Consider the following 20,117-nt stretch of genomic DNA (forward strand, 5'->3'; position numbering starts at 1 on the left):
TCAGGCGACGGCCCGCGGGCCGCGGAACGTGCGCCGATAGGCGTTGGGGGAGGTCCCCAGCGCCTGCACGAACTGGTGACGCAGGGCGCCGGCCGTACCGAAGCCGGTGCGCCAGGCGATCGCGTCCACCGTCTCGTCCGTCGCCTCCAGCAGGTGCTGCGCCAGCAGCACCCGCTGGCGCAGCAGCCAGCGATAGGGGGTGGTGCCCGTCTCCTGCTGGAAACGGCGGGCGAACGTGCGCGGTGACATGTGGGCGCGTTCCGCGAGCTGCTCCACCGTGACCTCCTCGTCGAGGTGCTGCTCCATCCACGCGAGCACCTCGCCGACGGTGTCGCACCGTGACCGGGGCAGCGGCCGCTCGATGTACTGGGCCTGGCCGCCGCTCCGGTGCGGCGGCACCACCATCCGCCGGGCGATCCGGTTGGCGACCTCGGGCCCCTGCTCCTTGCGGACCAGGTGCAGACAGGCGTCGATACCGGCGGCCGTGCCGGCCGAGGTGATCACCGGGTCCTCGTCGACGTACAGCACGTCCGGCTCGACCACCGTCCGGGGAAAGCGCCGGGCCAGCAGGTCCGCGTGGCGCCAGTGCACGGCGCAGCGCCGGCCGTCGAGCAGCCCCGCGGCGCCCAGCACGAAGACCCCGGAGCAGACGCTGAGGACCCGGGCGCCCCGGTCCACGGCCCGGCGCAGCGCGGCGAGCAGCTCGGGCGGATACGCGCGGTCGACGTTCTCGTCCGCGGCCGGAACGGCGATCAGGTCGGCCTCGTCCAGCCGGTCGAGGCCGTACGGAGTGGACACGGTCAGGCCGCCGACATGGGTGCCCAGGACCGGGCCCTCGGCCGACACCACGGCGAAGTCGTACACCGGCAGTCCCTCGTCGCTGCGGTCGAGGCCGAACACCTCACAGACGACGCCCAGTTCGAAGGGATGCACGCCGTCGACGAGAACGGCCGCCACGTTTTTCAGCATGCTGCCAGTGTGCACCCGTAGTGGCAGGAATTTGAAGGTGTGCGGCAGTCCTGCCACTCACGGTCAGGAGCGTCCGGCACAACACTGGTGTCCATGAACACGAACCAGATCGAAGGCCTCATCGGAATGCTCATGGTCCTCGGGATCCTCGTCCTCCTGGTCCTCCCGTCCGCGCTCGGCATCGTGCGCGACCGGCGCGCCGACCGGCAGATCAGGGAGGCCCAGGAGGCCCGTGGGGAGCGGGAGGGTCAGAAGTCCTCGTCCAGGTCGACGGTGCCCTCCACCGCGACCTGGTACGCCGAGGGACGGCGCTCGAAGAAGTTGGTCAGCTCCTGAACACCCTGGAGCTCCATGAAGGAGAAGGGGTTCTCCGAGCCGTACACCGGGGCGAAGCCGAGCCGCGACAGACGCTGGTCGGCGACGCACTCGAGGTACTGCCGCATCGAGTCGGTGTTCATGCCCGGCAGCCCCTCGCCGCACAGGTCGCGCCCGAACTGCAGCTCGGCCTCGACGGCCTCCCGCAGCATGGCGGTCACCTCTTCCTGGAGCCGGTCGTCGAAGAGGTCCGGCTCCTCCTTGCGGACGGTGTCGACCACCTCGAAGGCGAAGCTCATGTGCATCGTCTCGTCACGGAACACCCAGTTGGTGCCCGTGGCGAGGCCGTGCAGCAGCCCCCGGCTGCGGAACCAGTACACGTACGCGAAGGCGCCGTAGAAGAACAGGCCCTCGATGCACGCGGCGAAGCAGATCAGGTTGAGCAGGAAGCGGCGGCGGTCGGCCTTGGTCTCCAGCCGGTCCAGCTTCTCGACCTCGTTGATCCACTTGAAGCAGAACTCGGCCTTCTCGCGGATGGAGGGAATGTTCTCCACGGCGTCGAAGGCGGCGGCGCGGTCCGCCGGGTCGGGGAGATAGGTGTCCAGAAGCGTCAGATAGAACTGGACGTGGACGGCTTCCTCGAAGAGCTGCCGCGACAGGTAGAGGCGCGCTTCGGGGGAGTTGATGTGCTTGTACAGCGTCAGCACGAGGTTGTTCGCCACGATGGAGTCGCCCGTCGCGAAGAACGCGACCAGCCGGCCGATCATGTGCTGCTCGCCCTCGGACAGCTTCGCCAGGTCGGCGACGTCCGAGTGGAGATCGACCTCCTCGACGGTCCAGGTGTTCTTGATGGCGTCCCGGTAGCGCTCGTAGAAGTCCGGGTAGCGCATCGGGCGGAGGGTCAGCTCGAAGCCGGGGTCGAGCAGGTTCTTGGCGGACACGGTCTTGGCTTCGCTGGTCATTACTGGCAGGCCTCGCAGGACTCGGGGTTCTCAAGGGAGCAGGCGACGGCCTCTTCCGAGGTCACCTGCTGCACGGGGATGGCGGCGGGGGTCTGCGCCTGGGCGGCGCGCGCGATGCGGGTCGCCGGGCGGGAGCGCAGGTAGTACGTGGTCTTCAGGCCCGACTTCCAGGCGTACGCGTACATCGAGGAGAGCTTGCCGATGGTCGGCGTCTCCAGGAACAGGTTCAGGGACTGGGCCTGGTCCAGGTACGGGGTACGGGCGGCGGCCATGTCGATCAGGCCGCGCTGCGGGATCTCCCACGCCGTGCGGTACAGGGCGCGCACCTCGGCCGGGATCCAGGCGAAGTCCTGCACCGAGCCGTTGGACTCGCGCAGCGCCTCACGGGTGCGGGCGTCCCACACGCCGAGGTCCTTGAGCTCCTGCACCAGGTAGGAGTTGACCTGGAGGAACTCGCCGGACAGCGTCTCGCGCTTGAACAGGTTGGACACCTGCGGCTCGATGCACTCGTACACCCCCGCGATGGACGCGATGGTGGCGGTGGGCGCGATGGCGAGCAGCAGGGAGTTGCGCATGCCGGTCTCGGCGATCCGCTCGCGCAGGGCCGCCCAGCGCTCGGGCCAGGCGAACTCCACGCCGTAGTGGTCCGGGTGCAGCACGCCCCTGGCCGTACGGGTCTTCTCCCAGGCCGGCAGCGGGCCGTTGCGCTCGGCCAGTTCGGCGGAGGCCTCGTACGCGGCGAGCATCACGCGCTCGGCGATACGGGTGGACAGCGCCTTGGCCTCGGCGGAGTCGAAGGGCAGCCGCAGCTTGAAGAAGACGTCCTGGAGGCCCATCGCGCCCAGGCCGACCGGACGCCACCGGGCGTTGGAGCGGCCCGCCTGCTCGGTCGGGTAGAAGTTGATGTCGACGACCCGGTCGAGGAAGGTGACGGCCGTACGGACGGCCTCGTCCAGCCGCTCCCAGTCGATGGTGCCGGCCGTCGTGTCGACGAAGGCTCCGAGGTTCACCGATCCGAGGTTGCAGACCGCCGTCTCGCCGTCGTCCGTGACCTCCAGGATCTCCGTGCAGAGGTTGGAGGAGTGCACGACGTGACCCGGCTCGGCCGTCTGGTTGGCGGTGCGGTTGGCCGCGTCCTTGAAGGTCATCCAGCCGTTGCCGGTCTGCGCGAGGGTACGCATCATGCGGCCGTAGAGGTCACGGGCGGGGATGGTCTTCCTGGCGAGACCGGCCGCCTCCGCCCTGCGGTAGGCCGCGTCGAACTCCTCGCCCCACAGGTCGACGAGCTCGGGCACGTCGGCGGGGGAGAACAGCGACCAGGGGGCGTCGGCGTTGACCCGGCGCATGAACTCGTCCGGGATCCAGTGCGCGAGGTTCAGGTTGTGCGTCCGGCGGGCGTCCTCACCGGTGTTGTCCCGCAGCTCCAGGAACTCCTCGATGTCGGAGTGCCAGGTCTCCAGGTAGACCGCGGCCGCCCCCTTGCGCCGGCCGCCCTGGTTCACCGCGGCGACCGAGGCGTCGAGCGTCTTCAGGAACGGCACGATGCCGTTGGAGTGCCCGTTGGTGCCGCGGATCAGCGAACCGCGGCTGCGGATACGGGAGTACGACAGTCCGATGCCGCCCGCGTGCTTCGACAGCCTGGCCACCTGGTGGTAGCGGTCGTAGATCGAGTCCAGCTCGTCCAGCGGGGAGTCCAGGAGATAGCAGGACGACATCTGGGGATGCCGGGTGCCGGAGTTGAAGAGCGTGGGGGAGGACGGGAGGTAGTCCAGCCGGCTCATCAGCCCGTAGAGCGCGGCGACCTCGTCCACCGAACGGGACGTGTCGTCCTCGGCGAGACCGGCGGCCACGCGCAGCAGGAAGTGCTGGGGTGTCTCGACGACCTTGCGGGTGATCGGGTGGCGCAGCAGGTAGCGGCTGTGCAGGGTACGGAGCCCGAAGTAGCCGAAGCGGTCGTCGGCGCCCTCGTCGATCAGCGCGTCGAGGCGGACCGCGTGGATCCGCACGAACTCGGCGGTGCGGTCGGCGATCAGGCCCTCGCGGTGGCCGACGGCGACCGATCCGGTGAACGACGTGACGCCCTGGGAGGCGGCCTCCGCGGCGATGCTGATCGTCAGCAGCCGGGCGGCCAGCTTCGAGTAGGCGGGGTCCTCGGAGATGAGGCCCGCGGCCCCCTCCGTGGCCAGCTCGCGCAGCTCCGCCTCGTCGGCCCGGGCGGACCGGCCGCGCAGGGCGGCGGCCGCGACCCGGCCGGGGTCGGCGTCGGGCAGGTCGGCGGTCAGCTCGGTCAGGGTCCGCAGCAACGCGGTACCGGGACCGTCGGTCTCCAGCTCGGTGACGGAAACCGGATCGGCTGGCGCGATGGTCACGTGGGGCACTCCCTCGCTCGGCGACGGGCCTTGCGGAGGGCAGGGGGCAGCTCGCGAGCGCGGGGGCGTCGCGTCCACCGGCCCATTCCACGAGACCCGGACGTCAGGGCACCCGGACCGGACGGCCGGGCGCGCTGTCGGCAGGACCTCGGACTGAACAGGCGTGCGCATATGGGTATGGATGCACGCGAGTACACCGTTGCGGGACAGTTCCGGATTCGCACCGGATTCCCCTGCGGCGACAGCGAGCATGAGCATACATCTTGTGCTCACTCGTCACGCCACCCCCAGATGTTGTGTCGGGGTGGTTTCAGAGCGTCAACTGTCGCGCGGACGGAGCGATGTCGTCCATGCCGGGAAATGTCCACCGGGCACACGACGGCGGGCCGCCGGATTCCTCCGACGGCCCGCCGGACGCGGTGCTCGACGACCTGGCTAGTGACCGGCGCCCGCCGTCGCCGGGGGCAGCTCCACCGCCACGCCCGGGTCGCCGGCGTCCGCCGTGTAGTCCTCCGGCTTCGTCTCGTCGATGCCGTCGGGGGCCTTGGCAGCCTTCAGGACGAAGGTCAGCACCACGGTGACGACGACGTTGATCAGGAACGCCGTGAGACCGATGTAGCCGATCTCGCCGATGCCCGGGATCTCCTTCGACGAGCCGCCGAAGTGCTTCTGGGTCGGGGACGCGACGCCGTACGCGGCGACGGTGCCGTAGATCATGCCGACCGCCCAGCCGGCGAGCAGGGCCCAGCGGTGGAACCAGCGGGTGAAGAGGCCGCCGACCAGGGCCGGGAAGGTCTGGAGGATCCAGATGCCGCCCAGCAGCTGGAAGTTGATGGCGACCGTCTTGTCCATGGTGAGGACGAAGACCAGGGCGCCCACCTTGACCAGGAGCGAGACCAGCTTGGAGACCTTCGTCTCCTGCGCGGGCGTCGCGTCCGGCTTGATGAAGTCCTTGTAGATGTTGCGGGTGAAGAGGTTCGCGGCCGCGATCGACATGATGGCCGCGGGCACGAGCGCGCCGATGCCGATCGCCGCGAACGCCACACCCGCGAACCAGGACGGGAACATGTCCTCGAACAGCTGCGGGATCGCCAGCTGACCGTTGGTGACCTTGACCCCGGCCGCGATCGCCATGAAGCCCAGCAGCGCCAGCAGGCCCAGCATCAGGGAGTACAGCGGCAGGATCGTGGTGTTGCGGCGGATCACCTCACGGCTGCGGGACGACAGCGTCGCCGTGATGGAGTGCGGATACATGAACAGCGCCAGCGCCGAGCCCAGCGCCAGCGTGGCGTACGTCCACTGACCGGGTTCGGCCGGTGCCAGCGCGCCGCGCGGCTTGCCCGTCGCCGGGTTGGTCTGGCTGAACGCCTCGCCCGCCTTGGCGAAGATGTCGTCGAAGCCGCCGAGCTTGATCGGGATGTAGATGATCGCCACCGCGATGACGATGTAGATCAGCGTGTCCTTCACGAACGCGATCAGCGCGGGCGCCCGCAGGCCCGAGGAGTAGGTGTAGGCGGCCAGCACGCCGAACGCGATCAGCAGCGGCAGGTCCTTCACGAACCAGTTGGTGTCCTCGCCGCCGCCGACGCCCATCACGTCGAGCACGGCCTGGATGCCGACCAGTTGGAGCGCGATGTACGGCATCGTCGCCAGGATGCCGGTGACGGCGACCGCGAGCGAGAGCCCCTTCGAGCCGAACCGGCCGCGCACGAAGTCCGAGGTCGTCACATAGCCGTGCTTGTGGGACACCGACCACAGGCGGGGCAGGAAGGTGAAGATCAGCGGGTAGACGAGGATCGTGTACGGCACCGCGAAGAAGCCGGCCGCGCCCGCCGCGTAGATCGCCGCGGGCACGGCGACGAAGGTGTACGCGGTGTAGAGGTCGCCGCCGAGCAGGAACCAGGTGACCCAGGTGCCGAAGGACCGGCCGCCGAGGCCCCATTCGTCGAGGCTGTCGTTCTCGGCCTTGCGCCAGCGCGCGGCCAGGAAGCCCATGACCGTGACGGCCAGGAAGAAGAAGATGAAGACGGCGAGCGCGACGCCGTTCACGCCGTCCTTCATTCCGACGCACCACCCTTCGCGGAAGCGGAGGAGGGCTTCGCGCGGCCGCGCTGGTCACGCTGCCACAGCTTGTAGGCGGTCACGGTGAGTGCGGCGGAGAGGGGCACCCACAGCATCTGGTACCAGTAGAAGAAGGGGATCCCGATGAACGCGGGATCCACCTTCGCGTACGAACCCACCCACAGCATCGCCACGAAGGGCGCGATCAGACAGAGGGCGATGGCGACGCGCGCAGGCGTCACCACCGGTTCCCTCGTTGCTTCGTCGGACATCGGCGGCTCCGTCCCCTCACTCTGATCGCCTTGATCACAGATGTAATGAGCAGGCAATGTAAGTGACGGATAAGCCGAGCGGAAGACCCTCCACGAACCCTCTACCCGGTGGGCCGCTTCAGCCGTGCCACGAACTTGTACCGGTCGCCCCGGTACACCGACCGCACCCACTCCACGGGCCGGCCCTCCTGGTCCAGCGAGTGCCGGGAGAGCATCAGCATCGGCAGGCCGACGTCGGTGCCCAGCAGGCCCGCCTCACGCGGGGTGGCCAGCGAGGTCTCGATGGTCTCCTCGGCCTCGGCGAGCCGGACATCGTAGACCTCGGCGAGGGCGGTGTACAGCGAGGCGTACTTGACCAGCGACCTGCGCAGGGCCGGGAAGCGCTTCGCCGACAGATGGGTCGTCTCGATGGCCATCGGTTCGCCGTTGGCCATGCGCAGGCGCTCGATGCGCAGCACCCGGACGCCGGCCGTTATGTCGAGCAGACCGGCGAGGCGGTCGTCGGCGGTGATGTAGCCGATGTCCAGGAGCTGCGAAGTCGGTTCGAGGCCCTGGGCGCGCATGTCCTCGGTGTACGAGGTGAGTTGGAGTGCCTGGGACACCTTGGGCTTGGCGACGAAGGTGCCCTTGCCCTGGATGCGCTCGAGGCGGCCCTCGACGACGAGTTCCTGGAGTGCCTGGCGGACGGTCGTGCGCGAGGTGTCGAACTCGGCCGCCAGGGTGCGTTCCGGCGGGACCGGGGTGCCCGGAGACTGTGTCTCCGTGATGTCGAGCAGATGTTTCTTCAGGCGGTAGTACTTGGGCACACGCGCGGTACGGACGGTCGCCCCACCCTCGTTCTCCGCACTGCTGACGTCGGTGCTCATGGCCTGCCTTCCCGGCTGCGGGGTGCCGAAATGGCCGACACGCCGTCGGCCGCGGCTCACATCGTGGCACGGACGCGGGGATGCTGCTCCACCGTTCCGTGATCCCTCTGTATACCGTCGCAACCTTTGCTGGTCTAGTCCACCAGGGCAAATGGTCTACCGGAGCGGTGCCCTCCGGAGCCCGGGTTTTCTAGGGCTTCTTACTTAAAGGTTCCTGCATATGTAGGTCCCATAACGGCTGTTCGGAGGGGGTTCGGCCACCCTTGACAGGCTTATTGGTCTGAGCCAAGCTCTGCGCACTGGTCTACACCATTGGTCCAGATCGAGGTCCCGGCCCGTGGGCGGGGGGTGTGGCATCCCTGAGGAGGATGGCGTGAAGCGCAAGCTGATAGCCGCGATCGGTATCGCGGGCATGATGGTCTCCATCGCGGCGTGCGGGGACGACGGTGGCAGCGGGGACTCGAAGGGCACCGAGGCCAAGGAACTGACGGTCTGGCTCACCGTCGACGCGCAGAACAACTGGCCCGAGCTGGTGAAGGCCGCCGACGCGGCGGTGCAGAAGGCGCACCCCGGCGTCAAGATCAACCACGAGTACTACGGCTGGCCGGACAAGAACGCCAAGCTCGACGCGGTTCTCGCCACCGACAAGGCCCCCGACGTCGTCGAGATGGGCAACACCGAGATGCTCGGTTACATGGTCAAGGGAGCCTTCGCGCCTCTCGACACCGCCAAGTTCGACAACTCCTCCGCCTGGCTCGACGGCCTCAAGGCCTCGGTGACCTACGACGGCAAGACCTACGGCGTGCCGTACTACGCCGGCGGCCGCGTCGGCAACTGGCGCAAGGACGTCTTCGCCTCGGCGGGCGTCAAGGCCACGCCGAAGACGTACGCCGAGCTGACCGCCGCCCTGGACAAGGTCCAGAAGAAGGAGGGCGACAAGTTCTCCTCCTGGTACCAGCCCACCCGCGACTGGTACGCGGCCATGTCCTTCGTCTACGACGCCGGCGGCTCGATCGCCAAGGAGGAGGGCGGCCAGTGGAAGGCCAACCTCTCCTCGCCCGAGTCCGTCAAGGGGCTCAACGAGTTCAAGTCGGTCGTCGACAAGTACATGCACGGCGACAAGACCAAGGACGAGTCCGACCGTTACATCGTCTACGGCCAGGGCAAGTCGGGCATGATCTTCGGCGCGGCCTGGGAGGGCGCGACCTCCGCCGACCCGAAGAACGACAAGACCGGCAAGCTCAAGGACAACCTCGAGAACTTCGTGATGCCCGGTCCGTCCGGGAAGAACCTCCCCGTCTTCCTGGGCGGCTCCGACCTCGCCGTCCCGGTGAAGTCGCACGCACAGGCCCTCGCCGCCGAGTGGATCAACGCGTTCACCGGTCCCGCCGGTCAGAAGGGCCTGATGGCCAAGGGCAACCTGCCCAACAACAAGACCGACCTCGCGACCCTCAAGAACGATCCGGCCACCGCGGTGCCCGCCACCGCCGCCGAGTCCAACTGGTTCGTCCCGATGGCGCCCGGCTGGGGCCAGGTCGAGAAGGCCCAGGTGCTCCAGACCATGCTCCAGAGCATCGGCACCGGCAAGAAGACGGTCGAGGCCGCCGCGAAGGACGCGGACGCCGCGATCGACAAGGTCATCAACAACAAGTGACCTGAGGGCAGGGCCCCGACGACCCCGGAGGGCTTCATCGGGGCGGGGCCCTGCCTCCCGTACGACCCGTACGGGGCTTCGCCTTCGTACGACCCGAGGGACCGCTGAGGAGCGCGCGGATGAGTGCCGCAGACACGACCACTGCCAAAGTGCCGCCGACGCGGCAGTCACCGCCACCACCACCCGTGGTGCCGAGACCACGCGGCGGCCGGAGGGCCGGCGGGGCCACCACCCCCTGGCTGCTCCTCGCCCCCTGCCTGCTGGTCCTCGCCCTGGTGATGGGCTATCCGCTGGTCCGCCTGGTCACCCTCTCCTTCCAGAAGTTCGGGCAGTCCCAGCTGTGGGGCTTCCAGCCGGCCGAGTCGGTCGGGTTCGACAACTTCACGGGCGTGCTGGACGACGGCGAGTTCTGGCAGGTCGTCTTCCGCACGGTCGTCTTCGCGGCCGGCTGCGTGATCTTCACGATGGTCGTCGGCATGCTGATCGCACTGCTCCTGCAGCGGGTCTCCGGCTGGGTGAAGACCCTCGTCAACATCGCGCTCGTGGCCAGCTGGGGCATGCCGGTCATCGTCGCCACCACCGTCTTCAAGTGGCTGTTCGACGCGGACTACGGCATCCTCAACGCGGTCCTGAGCAGGCTGCCGGGCGTCGACCTGATCGGCCACAACTGGTTCGCCAGCGGACCGCAGGGGCTGGCGGTCATCATGCTCCTCGTCGTCTGGGGCGCCGTGCCCTTCGTGGTCATCACCCTCAGCGCCGGCCTCACCCAGGTCCCGGCCGAACTGGAGGAGGCCGCCCGCCTCGACGGCGCGGGCGCCTGGGGCGTCTTCCGGTACGTCACCCTGCCCATCCTCAAACCGATCATCGTGATGCTCACGACCCTGTCGGTCATCTGGGACATGGGCGTGTTCCCCCAGGTCTTCGTCATGCGCAACGGACACCCGGAAGCCGAGTTCCAGATCCTGACGACGTACTCCTACGACCGCGCCTTCGTCGTCAACGACTACGGCCAGGGCTCGGCGATCGCCCTGATCACCGTGCTGCTGCTGCTCGGGGTGGTCGCCGTCTACATGCGCCAGATGCTGAAGATCGGAGAGGTCGAATGAGCGCCGTTGCCTCCGAGGCGAACCGGGCGGGAAGCCGCTCGGGGCGCCGCAGGTCGAAGTCCGGCTGGAACCTCCTCGGCCTGTTCGTCTTCGCCGTCGCGGGTTTCCCCGTCTACTGGATGCTCAACACCGCGTTCAAGCCGGCGAAGGACGCGATCGACCCGGACCCGAGCCTGCTGCCCACGGGGCTGACCCTCGACAACTTCAGCCGGGCCCTGCACATCGCCGACTTCTGGGGCCCGGTGGGCCGCAGTCTGCTGGTCTCCCTCGCGGTCGTCGCGATCGGCGTCGTCGTGGGCATGCTGGCCGCCCTGGCCATCTCCCGGTTCGCCTTCCGCGGCCGCAAGATCGTGATCGTGGGCATCCTGGCCGTCCAGATGGTCCCGCTCGTGGCCATGATCATCCCGGTCTTCCTGCTCCTGAACGACCTGGGCCAGTACGACAAGCTGACCGGCCTGATCCTCACCTACCTGACCTTCATCCTCCCCTTCACGGTGTGGACGCTGCGCGGCTTCATCGTCAACATCCCCAAGGAGCTGGAGGAGGCCGCGATGGTCGACGGCTGCTCCCGCACCGGGGCCTTCGTCCGGGTGGTCTTCCCTCTGCTGGCCCCGGGCATGGTCGCCACCTCGGTCTACGGCTTCATCCAGGCCTGGAACGAGTACCTCTACGCCCTGATGCTGCTCAGCCAGAAGAACCAGACGGCCACCGTGTGGCTCAGCAACTTCTCCACCAAGCACGGCACCGAGTACGCCCCGATGATGGCCGGCGCCACCATGATGGCGCTGCCGATCGTCGCCCTCTTCCTCCTCGTCCAGCGCAAGATGGCCGCGGGGCTGACCGCGGGCGCCGTGAAGGGATAACGCCCCGATGACGACAATCGCCAGCGGCACCGACACTCTCACCCGTGACGCCCTGACGGTCCTGCAACCCGGCTTCCCCGGCACCACCGCCCCCGACTGGCTGCTGCGCCGCCTGGGCGAGGGGCTGGCGTCGGTGGGCCTGTTCGGCAGGAACATCGCCTCACCGGAACAACTGGCCGCGCTGACCGCGCAGCTGCGCGCGGAACGGGACGACGTCCTGGTCGCGATCGACGAGGAGGGCGGAGACGTCACGCGCCTGGAGGTGCGCACCGGCTCCAGCTTCCCCGGCAACCACGCCCTGGGCGCGGTGGACGACGTCTCGCTCACCCTGGAGGTCGCCGCCGAGCTGGGCCGCCGCCTCGCGGAGTGCGGCGTCAACCTCAACTGGGCGCCCTCCGCCGACGTGAACTCCAACCCCGCGAACCCGGTCATCGGCGTCCGTTCCTTCGGCGCCGACCCCGCTCTGGTCGCCCGGCACACCGCCGCCTACGTCACCGGTCTCCAGTCGGCGGGCGTGGCGGCCTGCACCAAGCACTTCCCGGGGCACGGCGACACGGCCGTCGACTCCCACCACGCCCTTCCGCGCATCGACGCCGACCCCACGGTCCTGACGGAACGCGAACTGACGCCGTTCCGCGCCGCCATCGCCGCCGGCACCCGCGCCGTGATGAGCGCCCACATCCTGGTCCCCGCCCTGGACCCGGCCCGGCCCGCGACCCTGTCCCCGCGCGTCCTCACCACCCTGCTGCGCGAGGAACTCGGCTACGACGGCCTGATCGTCACGGACGGCATGGAGATGCAGGCCGTGGCCGCGACCTACGGCATCGAGCGCGGCAGCGTCCTCGCCGTCGCGGCCGGCGCCGACGCCATCTGCGTGGGCGGCGGCCTGGCGGACGACGAGACGGTACGCCGCCTGCGCGACGCCCTGGTCACCGCCGTCCGCACGGGCGAACTCCCCGAGCAACGCCTCGCCGACGCGGCGGAACGGGTGCGGGCACTGGCCCGCTGGACGGCTCCGCGGAGCACGGCCGCGGCCGGCGCCGACGAGGGAACGGCGCGCGCCGGAGGGAGCGCCGGGCGAGCCGACGTCGGGCTGATCGCCGCCCGGCGGGCGCTGCGCCTCACCGGCGACGACGTCTTCACCCCGCTCAGCGACCCGCCGTACGTCGCCGCGCTCACCCCGGTCGCGAACATCGCCGTCGGTGACGAGACCCCGTGGGGCGTGGCCGCCGAGCTCGGCCGGCTGCTGCCGGGGACCCGGACCGGCAGCTTCGCGGGCCCGGACGCGGGGCCCGCGGCGCTGGTCGCGGCGGGGGAGCGGCGGATCGTCGCCGTGGTCCGTGACGAGCACCGCCACCCCTGGATGACGGCGGCCCTCGACACCCTCCTCGCGGCGCGTCCGGACACGGTCGTCGTCGAGATGGGCGTCCCCCAGGCCCCGCCCCGGGGCGCCCTGCACATCGCCACCCACGGCGCGGCCCGGGTGTGCGGCCGCGCGGCGGCGGAGGTCGTCGCGGCCGGTGCACACGCCTGAACCTCCCCACGACGACGACGCCGGGCTCCCCTTCAGGAGCCCGGCGCCTTCGTCGTCGTCAGTGGTGGCGTCTCTCAGATCCCCTGCCACGCGGGCTTGCCGGCGTACGTGTGCCGGAAGTACTCCGCGAGCTTCAGCTTGGACGCGGCGGCCTCGTCGACGACGACCGTCGCGTGCGGGTGCAGCTGGAGCGCGGATGCCGGGCACACCGCGGCGACCGGCCCCTCCACCGTCGCCGCGACCGCGTCCGCCTTGCCCTCCCCGGTGGCGAGCAGCACCAGGTGCCGCGCCTCCAGGATCGTGCCGATGCCCTGGGTGATGACATGGTGCGGGACCTGCTCGATGTCCCCGTCGAAGAAGCGCGCGTTGTCCACCCGGGTCTGCTCGGTCAGCGTCTTGATCCGGGTGCGCGAGGCCAGGGAGGAGCACGGCTCGTTGAACCCGATGTGCCCGTCGGTGCCGATCCCGAGCAGCTGCAGGTCCACTCCGCCGGCGGCGGCCAGCGCGCGGTCGTAGGCCTCGCACGCGGCCTGCACGTCGGGGGCCGTGCCGTCCGGCCCGAGGAAGGCCTCCATGCCGATGCCCAGCGGCTCCAGCACCTCACGCCGCAGCACCGAACGGTAGGACTCGGGGTGCTCGGCGGGCAGGCCCACGTACTCGTCCAGCTGGGCGATCCGCGCCCGCGCGGTGTCCACCGATCCGGAGCGCACCTCGGCCGCCAGCGCCTGGTAGACGGGCAGCGGGGTGGAACCGGTGGCCACACCGAGCAGGGCGTCCGGCTTGCGCCGCAGGAGGCGCGCCATGGCCTCGGCGATGATCTCGCCGCCCGACCGGGCGTCCGCAACGATGACAACTTCCACGCTGGCCTGCCGTTCTGAGAGGGGCTCCGAGGGCTCGGAAGGGCTATGTGGTTTAGACCAATCTGTGAGGCCAATCTAACAGAGTCGGCCCCGTTCGTCCTCGAGGGCGGGAGGGCGCGCGGTCGACTCCGGCACGGATCGCGGAAATGCCCCGCGCAACTGGCCCCGCGCGGGAACCCGCACAGGCTAGGCTGCGTTGTGGACGTCAGAGCGTCCGCATGCCCGCCACGACGAACGACCTTCCCTCCATGGACACCCCTAGTGGTCTAGTCCACAATGGGAGGGAGCGCGACACAGAACTTCCGTCTTCCCCGCACAGGAAGGCGGACCGAGGACCCGGAGCTCTCTGCCCTGACTGCCCCGGTTCCTCACCTTCGGTCGACGGGACCGCACACCCCGCGGCCGATATTGCTCCGGGCTGCGGTGCCGGGAGGGCTGAGGGTCCCTCCCAGGCGCCGCGGCCCGCGGGTGTTTCCGGGGCCCGGGCCGCTCTCGCCGCTCCCCTGCCGCCGACGGTTTAGGCCCCGCACAGACCCACGGGTACGCTCGCAGACGTGCCCTCCATGAACGAACTCGTACGCCAGCACACCGCACTCGACGACTCCGACCTCGAGTGGCTCCACCTGCTGGTCTCGGAGTGGCAGCTGCTCTCCGACCTCTCCTTCGCCGACCTGGTCCTGTGGGTCCCCACCCGCGACGGCGCCCGCTATGTCTCCGTCGCCCAGATGCGGCCCAACACCGGCCCGACGTCCTACCAGGACGACATGGTCGGCCACCTCGTCCCGCGCGGTCGCCGTCCGCTGCTGGACGCAGCCCTGGACGAGGGCCGGATCGTGCGCGAGGGCGACCCGGAGTGGCGCGAGGAGGTCCCCGTCCGGGTCGAGTCGATCCCCGTACGGCGTGAGGGCCGCGTCCTCGGGGTCATCGCCCGCAACACGAACCTGCTCACCGTGCGCACCCCCAGCCGCCTGGAGCTCACCTACCTCCAGAGCGCCTCCGACCTCGCACAGATGATCGCGGCCGGCTCCTTCCCGTTCCCCGACCAGCAGATGGACATGGACGCCGCCCCGCGCGTCGGCGACGGCCTGATCCGCGTCGACGGCGACGGCATCGTCCAGTACGCCTCCCCGAACGCGCTGTCGGCCTACCACCGGATGGGTCTCGCCTCCGACCTGGTCGGCCAGCACCTGGGGCTGACCACGGCCGAACTCGCCCCGACCCGTGGCCCGGTGGACGAGGCGCTCGCCAAGGTCGCCAGCGGCTGGGCGCCCCGCGAGTTCGAGATCGAGGCCAAGGACGGGGTCATCCAGTTCCGGGCCATCCCGCTCAAGCCCAAGGGCACCCGCATCGGCGCACTCGTGCTGCTGCGCGACGTCACCGAACTGCGCCGCCGCGAGCGTGAGTTGATGACCAAGGACGCGACCATCCGGGAGATCCACCACCGGGTGAAGAACAACCTCCAGACGGTGGCGGCCCTGTTGCGCCTCCAGGCCCGGCGTATCGAGTCCGAGCGCGGCCGGGAGGCGCTGGAGGAGGCGGTCCGCCGGGTCGGCTCGATCGCCATCGTGCATGAGACGCTGTCTCAGAACCTGGACGAGCGGGTGGAGTTCGACGAGATCGCCGACCGGGTGCTGGCGATGGTCGCCGAGATCTCGCCGGGCAAGGTCGCCGGCCGGCGCAGCGGTCGCTTCGGCATCCTGGACGCCGAGGTGGCCACTCCGCTGTCCATGGTCCTCACCGAGATCCTGCAGAACGCCCTGGAACACGGCTTCGTCGAGGGCGACACCGGCACCGTCGAGGTCTCCGCGGTCCGCGGCGGCACCACGAAGGAGGCCCGTCTCCTGGTCACCGTCAAGGACGACGGCGTCGGCCTGCCCGAGGGCTTCGACCCGCACACCTCCGGCAACCTCGGCCTGCAGATCGTACGGACGCTGGTGGAGGGCGAGTTGGGCGGAACCTTCGACATGATCCCGGGCCCGGAGCGCGGCACCCAGGTGATCCTGGACATCCCGGTGCCCGCGCAGAAGTAGCGGGCACGCGACGGCGCGGGCACGGGCGCAGGGCGCGGGCGCCCGACGGCGCGGGCGCACAGCAAGAAGCCCCGGACCGTTCAGGGGTCCGGGGCTCGAATGCTCGTTGGCAGCTCTGTGCTGCTCATCGGGGGTACTGCGCGCTGCGGCTCGGGGGCGGGAGATGCGTCTCGCTGTCAACGGAACAATGCCGACAGGCACACGTGCCGCCAAGCTCAGGCTCGCGGGGCGGGTGTCGTCAGGCGGAGGCCTGACGGGCCCGGTTGCGGGCGGCGCGGCGCTTCATCGCACGACGCTCGTCCTCGCTGAGGCCACCCCAGACGCCGGAGTCCTGGCCGGACTCGAGCGCCCACTGCAGACACTGCTCCATAACCGGGCAGCGACGACAGACGGCCTTGGCTTCCTCGATCTGCAGCAGCGCAGGACCGGTGTTGCCGATGGGGAAGAAGAGCTCGGGGTCTTCCTCGCGGCAAACGGCGTTGTGACGCCAGTCCATGGCTGCTACCTCTCCTTGGTATTACATGCACGTTGCTTGTGAATGTGAACGCTTTCACGAATCCCTCAACAAGTGAAGGGGCCACCAGCCGGTTTCCCGGCGCGGTCCTGTTGTTTGATGAGGGGTTCCGGTGATCAGTGGATGCCGGTCTTGCGGGCTGTCCCGATCGCCACGTAGAGACTCGCAAACCTCAGCGGCGGATACAACCCCTTTCGGAAAGTTTTTTTTGATTCCTCGGTGTCGACTAGGTCACAGCCGTACTTCCATGGGGTGGACCCTGGTCTAAACGTTCGAGTGAAAGGAGTTCAGCCCTTTCTGCTCACACAATCACACGCAGTGCACGGCGTACGCCTGTGAACGTCACGCTGGTTCGCAGCCCCAGGTGGTCACCGTCCATCTGAAGGGGCAACGGGACCTTCGAATGCAAGGTGAACTGGTCCAGATCGTGCAGGGAGACCGCATGCTTGCCGTGCGGCCCCCGGTCGGGGGACGAAGTGAGCAACTGGGTGCCATATCGGGCGACCGAGGCTGTGGACAGACGGCTGAGACCCAGTACGTCGAGCCCTGTATCGAACGAGGCCTTAGGTGACGCGTACACCGGGCGATTACCCAGATAGGTCCACGGAGCCGTGTTGCAGACTATGGACAGCACCAAATCGGTCACCGGGTCCGCGCCCGGCCGCTCCAGGGTGATCGACCCGTGCCGGCGCTGTGACTCACCCAACAACTGGCGCATGGCCTGACGGATGTAAAGAGCGTGCGTGGATCTTCTGCCGCGCTCGCGCTGCTGCTCCACCCGCCCCACGACTCCGGCGTCGAAGCCCAGCCCGGCATTGAACGTGAACCAGCGCGACGGCACCGCTTCGTCCTCGGTGCCCGGCGTTCCCGCGGCCAGGCCGAGGCCGACCGTACGTTCGCTGCTCTCCCGCAGGGCGTCCAGCAGCGCGCCGGTCGCTTCCACCGGGTCGTTGGGCAGCCCCAGGGCGCGGGCGAAGACGTTGGTGGAGCCGCCGGGGACCACCGCGAGGCCGGGCAGGTGCTCCGGATCGGGGCCGGCGTGCAGGAGGCCGTTGACCACCTCGTTGACCGTGCCGTCGCCGCCGAGGGCCACCACCAGATCGACGTTTCCGCTGTCCGCCGCCTGCCGGCCCAGGTCACGCGCGTGTCCGCGGTACTCGGTGGTGACCGCCTCGAGCTTCATCTCGCTCGCGAGCGCGTGGATGAGGACGTCGCGCGTCCGTGCACTGGTAGTGGTTGCCGCCGGATTGACCACGAGAAGTGCACGCATGAGTTGCAGCGTACCTACTGGGTGGTACCGGGCACAGGCCGAGGTGGGGATCGGGTAAGAGATCGCCGGGTGAGCCTCGACACGACCGCCGCGCCTTCCCGCGTGGGCGGCCCGGGGCCCGGGTCAGGGGTGCGGGCTACCCTTCTGGGGTGAGCAGTGACCAGACTCCCGTAGCCCCGGAATCCCCTGAACCCCGCCCGCGTCGGCTGACGTACGCCGCCGCGCTCGTCGCCCTGGAGGGGCTGGCGCTGGTCGTCGGTGGGGTGTGGATGCTCGCCCTGGGGATCGGCGGCGATTCGGGCGACCGCCGGCAGGCCGTCACCGGCGGCGTCACGCTGATCGTGCTCGCCCTGCTGCCGCTGCTCGCCGCGCGGGGGCTGCTGGGCCTGCGCGGCTGGAGCCGGGGACCCGCCGTCATCACCCAGATCATGGCGCTGCCGGTGGCCTACAACCTGCTGCGGGCCGACAGCATGGCGATCCCGGCGGGCATCGTGCTCGCGGTGGTCGCCGTAGCGTCGCTCGTCCTGCTCGTCAACGGCGAGACGACCCGGGCCCTCGGGATCCGGGGGCCGGGCCGCGCGTCGGAGTAGCGGCGGTTCCCGCTGCCCGCTCCGGTGTGCCGCTATTCCTCGACGAGGAGCTTCTCCCGCAGCTGGGCCAGCGTACGGGCCAGCAGGCGGGAGACGTGCATCTGCGAGATGCCGACCTCCTGCGCGATCTGCGACTGGGTCATGTTGCCGAAGAACCGCAGCAGCAGGATCCGCTTCTCACGCGGCGGGAGGTCCTCCAGGAGCGGCTTGAGGGACTCCCGGTACTCGACGCCCTCCAGCGCCTCGTCCTCCGCGCCGAGGGTGTCCGCGACCGCCGGCGACTCGTCGTCGGTGTCGGGCACGTCCAGGGAGAGGGTGGAGTAGGCGTTGGCGGACTCCAGGCCCTCCAGCACCTCCTCCTCCGAGATCGCCAGCTTCTCGGCCAGCTCGTGGACCGTGGGGGAGCGGCCGTGCTGCTGCGACAGCTCGGCCGTCGCCGTGGTCAGCGCCAGGCGCAGCTCCTGGAGCCGGCGCGGCACCCGCACCGCCCAGCCCTTGTCACGGAAGTGCCGCTTGATCTCCCCGACGACCGTCGGGGTCGCGTACGTGGAGAACTCCACGCCGCGCTCCGGGTCGAAGCGGTCGACCGACTTGATCAGGCCGATGGTGGCGACCTGGGTCAGGTCGTCCAGCGGCTCGCCGCGGTTGCGGAAGCGCCGCGCGAGGTGCTCCACGAGCGGCAGATGCATACGGACCAGCTGGTTGCGCATCTCCGCGTATTCGGCACTGGTGTTCTCGAGCTTGCGCAGCTCGATGAACATCGCCCGTGCGCCGCTGCGGTCCCCCGGTGCGGCGGGTGCCGGCACGGGGTGTACCGGCACGGGCGGTACCGGCAGGGGGGTCGCCGGTGGCTCGTGCTGCGTGCCCGGCACGCTCTGTTCGCCGTCTCGCTGGTGCTCGCTCATTGTCCCGCCCGTCGCCCTCTGTCGAGCCCTCGCCTCTGCTCGGCCCGGGGGCGAGCCCCCGATCCGCCTCTCCCGAGGCGAGCCCTGCACGGCACCTTCCGGCAGGCCCGCCTGCGCGGGGACCGAGTCGTCCTCCGGATGCGGCCGGGCCTGCTCGGGAATGCCGTCGATGCCGTCCGCCATGCGTCGGGAACCGTCCGGAGAGACTGGAATCTCGGCGTTCTCGGCCGGCAGCTCCCGTGTGCCGCGCTCTTCGTCCCGCACCGGCCCGTCCCCGTTCCTCACGCCGGCCCGGGTCCCGCGCCGCGCTGTTTGTAGAGACTGATCGTCACGGTCTTGTCCTCGTCGACGGCGGAGGACACCTTGCCCGCGAGGGCGGACAGGACGGTCCAGGCGAAGGTGTCCCGTGAGGGGGCGTGTCCGTCCGTGGTCGGCGCGGAGACGGTGACCTCCAGCGAGTCGTCGACGAGTCGGAACACGCAACTGAGTACGGAGCCGGGCACGGCCTGCTGAAGCAGGATCGCGCAGGCCTCGTCCACCGCGATGCGCAGGTCCTCGATCTCGTCCAGGGTGAAGTCCAAACGGGCCGCGAGGCCGGCCGTGGCCGTCCGCAGCACCGACAGGTAGGCACCCGCAGCCGGCAGCCGGACTTCCACGAAGTCCTGGGTCGCGGGCTCGCCTGCGATCTGGGACACCCTCACCTCCAAGGTGGTACAAGCTTTTCGGGGCCGAGGGTCGCCCCCCGGGGTAACGCGTGTGTGGTGCAGCGGTGACGCTATCGCGCTCTCAAGTTTCTGTCCCCGGGACCCCAACCCCCTGGCGTCACTCACAGTAAAGCTGTGAACACGCTCCGTGTCTAGAGGTCGGTCGGCCCAAATGGGAACAGGGCGCGCCGGGTTGACGTACCCAGGCGTCAGATGGTCGAACCGTACCCGCCGGACGGCCGGGGCGTCATGGTCTCCCCGTACGGGGCTCGA

The 20,117-nt window shown here is 69.7% G+C and carries 18 protein-coding genes and 1 riboswitch; of the genes, 7 read left to right on the forward strand and 11 right to left on the reverse strand.

What is annotated here, in order from left to right; translation table 11 throughout:
• Positions 1 to 969 carry a helix-turn-helix domain-containing protein gene (locus QF030_RS27745; protein ID WP_307165325.1) on the reverse strand — a complete coding sequence of 323 codons (969 nt, stop codon included), beginning with the start codon at positions 967 to 969 and terminating at the stop codon, positions 1 to 3.
• 93 nt (positions 970 to 1,062) lie between these two features.
• Between QF030_RS27745 and QF030_RS27750 the strand changes: the two genes are divergently transcribed.
• Positions 1,063 to 1,305: a hypothetical protein gene (locus QF030_RS27750; protein WP_307165326.1), complete on the forward strand. Its 243-nt coding sequence runs from the start codon at positions 1,063 to 1,065 to the stop codon at positions 1,303 to 1,305.
• Here QF030_RS27750 and QF030_RS27755 read toward each other — a convergent pair.
• The 5 genes from QF030_RS27755 to QF030_RS27775 all read right to left on the reverse strand — a co-directional run bounded on the left by QF030_RS27755 (position 1,218) and on the right by QF030_RS27775 (position 7,814).
• Positions 1,218 to 2,246, reverse strand: coding sequence for a ribonucleotide-diphosphate reductase subunit beta (locus QF030_RS27755; RefSeq protein WP_307165327.1), 1,029 nt, complete (start codon positions 2,244 to 2,246; stop codon positions 1,218 to 1,220). The two genes, QF030_RS27750 and QF030_RS27755, sit on opposite strands and share 88 nt — an antisense overlap.
• Positions 2,246 to 4,615 (reverse strand): ribonucleoside-diphosphate reductase subunit alpha, encoded by a 2,370-nt coding sequence (locus QF030_RS27760; protein WP_307165328.1) that lies wholly within the window; start codon positions 4,613 to 4,615, stop codon positions 2,246 to 2,248. The genes QF030_RS27755 and QF030_RS27760 overlap by 1 nt, the downstream gene beginning before the upstream one ends.
• A gap of 122 nt (positions 4,616 to 4,737) precedes the next feature.
• A riboswitch (cobalamin riboswitch) is annotated at positions 4,738 to 4,873 on the reverse strand.
• 177 nt (positions 4,874 to 5,050) lie between these two features.
• A complete protein-coding gene (mctP, locus tag QF030_RS27765; protein WP_307165329.1) occupies positions 5,051 to 6,676 on the reverse strand; it encodes a monocarboxylate uptake permease MctP in 1,626 nt (541 codons plus the stop codon).
• The gene (locus QF030_RS27770) at positions 6,673 to 6,948 is read right to left on the reverse strand and encodes a DUF3311 domain-containing protein (protein ID WP_307165330.1); all 276 of its coding nucleotides are present in this window, start codon (positions 6,946 to 6,948) and stop codon (positions 6,673 to 6,675) included. Before QF030_RS27770 ends, mctP begins: the two co-directional genes overlap by 4 nt.
• A gap of 101 nt (positions 6,949 to 7,049) precedes the next feature.
• Complete coding sequence (locus QF030_RS27775; RefSeq protein ID WP_307165331.1) at positions 7,050 to 7,814, reverse strand: GntR family transcriptional regulator; 765 nt, start codon at positions 7,812 to 7,814, stop codon at positions 7,050 to 7,052.
• A gap of 373 nt (positions 7,815 to 8,187) precedes the next feature.
• Between QF030_RS27775 and QF030_RS27780 the strand changes: the two genes are divergently transcribed.
• From QF030_RS27780 to QF030_RS27795, 4 genes are all read left to right on the forward strand, one after another.
• Positions 8,188 to 9,468, forward strand: a complete 1,281-nt coding sequence (locus tag QF030_RS27780; RefSeq protein ID WP_307165332.1) for an extracellular solute-binding protein — start codon at positions 8,188 to 8,190, stop codon at positions 9,466 to 9,468.
• A gap of 119 nt (positions 9,469 to 9,587) precedes the next feature.
• On the forward strand, positions 9,588 to 10,574 hold the full coding sequence (locus QF030_RS27785) for a carbohydrate ABC transporter permease (RefSeq protein WP_307165333.1): 987 nt from the start codon (positions 9,588 to 9,590) through the stop codon (positions 10,572 to 10,574).
• Entirely contained in the window at positions 10,571 to 11,437 is an 867-nt protein-coding gene (locus QF030_RS27790; RefSeq protein WP_307165334.1) for a carbohydrate ABC transporter permease, read from the forward strand. The genes QF030_RS27785 and QF030_RS27790 overlap by 4 nt, the downstream gene beginning before the upstream one ends.
• Before the next feature lie 7 nt (positions 11,438 to 11,444).
• Entirely contained in the window at positions 11,445 to 12,971 is a 1,527-nt protein-coding gene (locus tag QF030_RS27795) for a glycoside hydrolase family 3 protein (protein WP_307165335.1), read from the forward strand.
• 74 nt (positions 12,972 to 13,045) lie between these two features.
• Here QF030_RS27795 and nagB read toward each other — a convergent pair whose 3' ends face one another.
• Entirely contained in the window at positions 13,046 to 13,831 is a 786-nt protein-coding gene (gene nagB / locus QF030_RS27800) for a glucosamine-6-phosphate deaminase (protein WP_307165336.1), read from the reverse strand.
• 554 nt (positions 13,832 to 14,385) lie between these two features.
• Between nagB and QF030_RS27805 the strand changes: the two genes are divergently transcribed.
• The gene (locus tag QF030_RS27805; protein WP_307165337.1) at positions 14,386 to 15,861 is read left to right on the forward strand and encodes a sensor histidine kinase; all 1,476 of its coding nucleotides are present in this window, start codon (positions 14,386 to 14,388) and stop codon (positions 15,859 to 15,861) included.
• 238 nt (positions 15,862 to 16,099) lie between these two features.
• Here QF030_RS27805 and QF030_RS27810 read toward each other — a convergent pair whose 3' ends face one another.
• Entirely contained in the window at positions 16,100 to 16,357 is a 258-nt protein-coding gene (locus QF030_RS27810) for a WhiB family transcriptional regulator (RefSeq protein WP_016639615.1), read from the reverse strand.
• Positions 16,358 to 16,676: 319 nt separating this feature from the next.
• On the reverse strand, positions 16,677 to 17,645 hold the full coding sequence (locus QF030_RS27815; protein WP_307165338.1) for a diacylglycerol/lipid kinase family protein: 969 nt from the start codon (positions 17,643 to 17,645) through the stop codon (positions 16,677 to 16,679).
• 149 nt (positions 17,646 to 17,794) lie between these two features.
• Here QF030_RS27815 and QF030_RS27820 point away from each other — a divergent pair, with 149 nt between their 5' ends.
• The gene (locus QF030_RS27820) at positions 17,795 to 18,235 is read left to right on the forward strand and encodes a hypothetical protein (protein WP_307165339.1); all 441 of its coding nucleotides are present in this window, start codon (positions 17,795 to 17,797) and stop codon (positions 18,233 to 18,235) included.
• 32 nt (positions 18,236 to 18,267) lie between these two features.
• On the opposite strand, the gene QF030_RS27825 is transcribed toward QF030_RS27820, so the two are convergent.
• Entirely contained in the window at positions 18,268 to 19,404 is a 1,137-nt protein-coding gene (locus QF030_RS27825) for an RNA polymerase sigma factor SigF (RefSeq protein WP_373428813.1), read from the reverse strand.
• Between the two features lie 17 nt (positions 19,405 to 19,421).
• Complete coding sequence (locus tag QF030_RS27830) at positions 19,422 to 19,835, reverse strand: anti-sigma regulatory factor (RefSeq protein ID WP_020130755.1); 414 nt, start codon at positions 19,833 to 19,835, stop codon at positions 19,422 to 19,424.
• Positions 19,836 to 20,117 lie beyond the last annotated feature (282 nt).

The sequence above is a fragment of the Streptomyces rishiriensis genome (assembly GCF_030815485.1).
Classification (GTDB): Bacteria; Actinomycetota; Actinomycetes; order Streptomycetales; family Streptomycetaceae; genus Streptomyces; species Streptomyces rishiriensis_A.

Bases quoted from the DNA above. Each gene is read 5' to 3' on its own strand.
- QF030_RS27745 (WP_307165325.1), bottom strand. From the start codon at position 969: ATGCTGAAAAACGTGGCGGCCGTTCTCGTCGACGGCGTGCATCCCTTC.
- QF030_RS27750 (WP_307165326.1), top strand. From the start codon at position 1,063: ATGAACACGAACCAGATCGAAGGCCTCATCGGAATGCTCATGGTCCTC.
- QF030_RS27755 (WP_307165327.1), bottom strand. From the start codon at position 2,246: ATGACCAGCGAAGCCAAGACCGTGTCCGCCAAGAACCTGCTCGACCCC.
- mctP (WP_307165329.1), bottom strand. From the start codon at position 6,676: ATGAAGGACGGCGTGAACGGCGTCGCGCTCGCCGTCTTCATCTTCTTC.
- QF030_RS27770 (WP_307165330.1), bottom strand. From the start codon at position 6,948: ATGTCCGACGAAGCAACGAGGGAACCGGTGGTGACGCCTGCGCGCGTC.
- QF030_RS27775 (WP_307165331.1), bottom strand. From the start codon at position 7,814: ATGAGCACCGACGTCAGCAGTGCGGAGAACGAGGGTGGGGCGACCGTC.
- QF030_RS27785 (WP_307165333.1), top strand. From the start codon at position 9,588: ATGAGTGCCGCAGACACGACCACTGCCAAAGTGCCGCCGACGCGGCAG.
- QF030_RS27790 (WP_307165334.1), top strand. From the start codon at position 10,571: ATGAGCGCCGTTGCCTCCGAGGCGAACCGGGCGGGAAGCCGCTCGGGG.
- QF030_RS27795 (WP_307165335.1), top strand. From the start codon at position 11,445: ATGACGACAATCGCCAGCGGCACCGACACTCTCACCCGTGACGCCCTG.
- QF030_RS27810 (WP_016639615.1), bottom strand. From the start codon at position 16,357: ATGGACTGGCGTCACAACGCCGTTTGCCGCGAGGAAGACCCCGAGCTC.
- QF030_RS27815 (WP_307165338.1), bottom strand. From the start codon at position 17,645: ATGCGTGCACTTCTCGTGGTCAATCCGGCGGCAACCACTACCAGTGCA.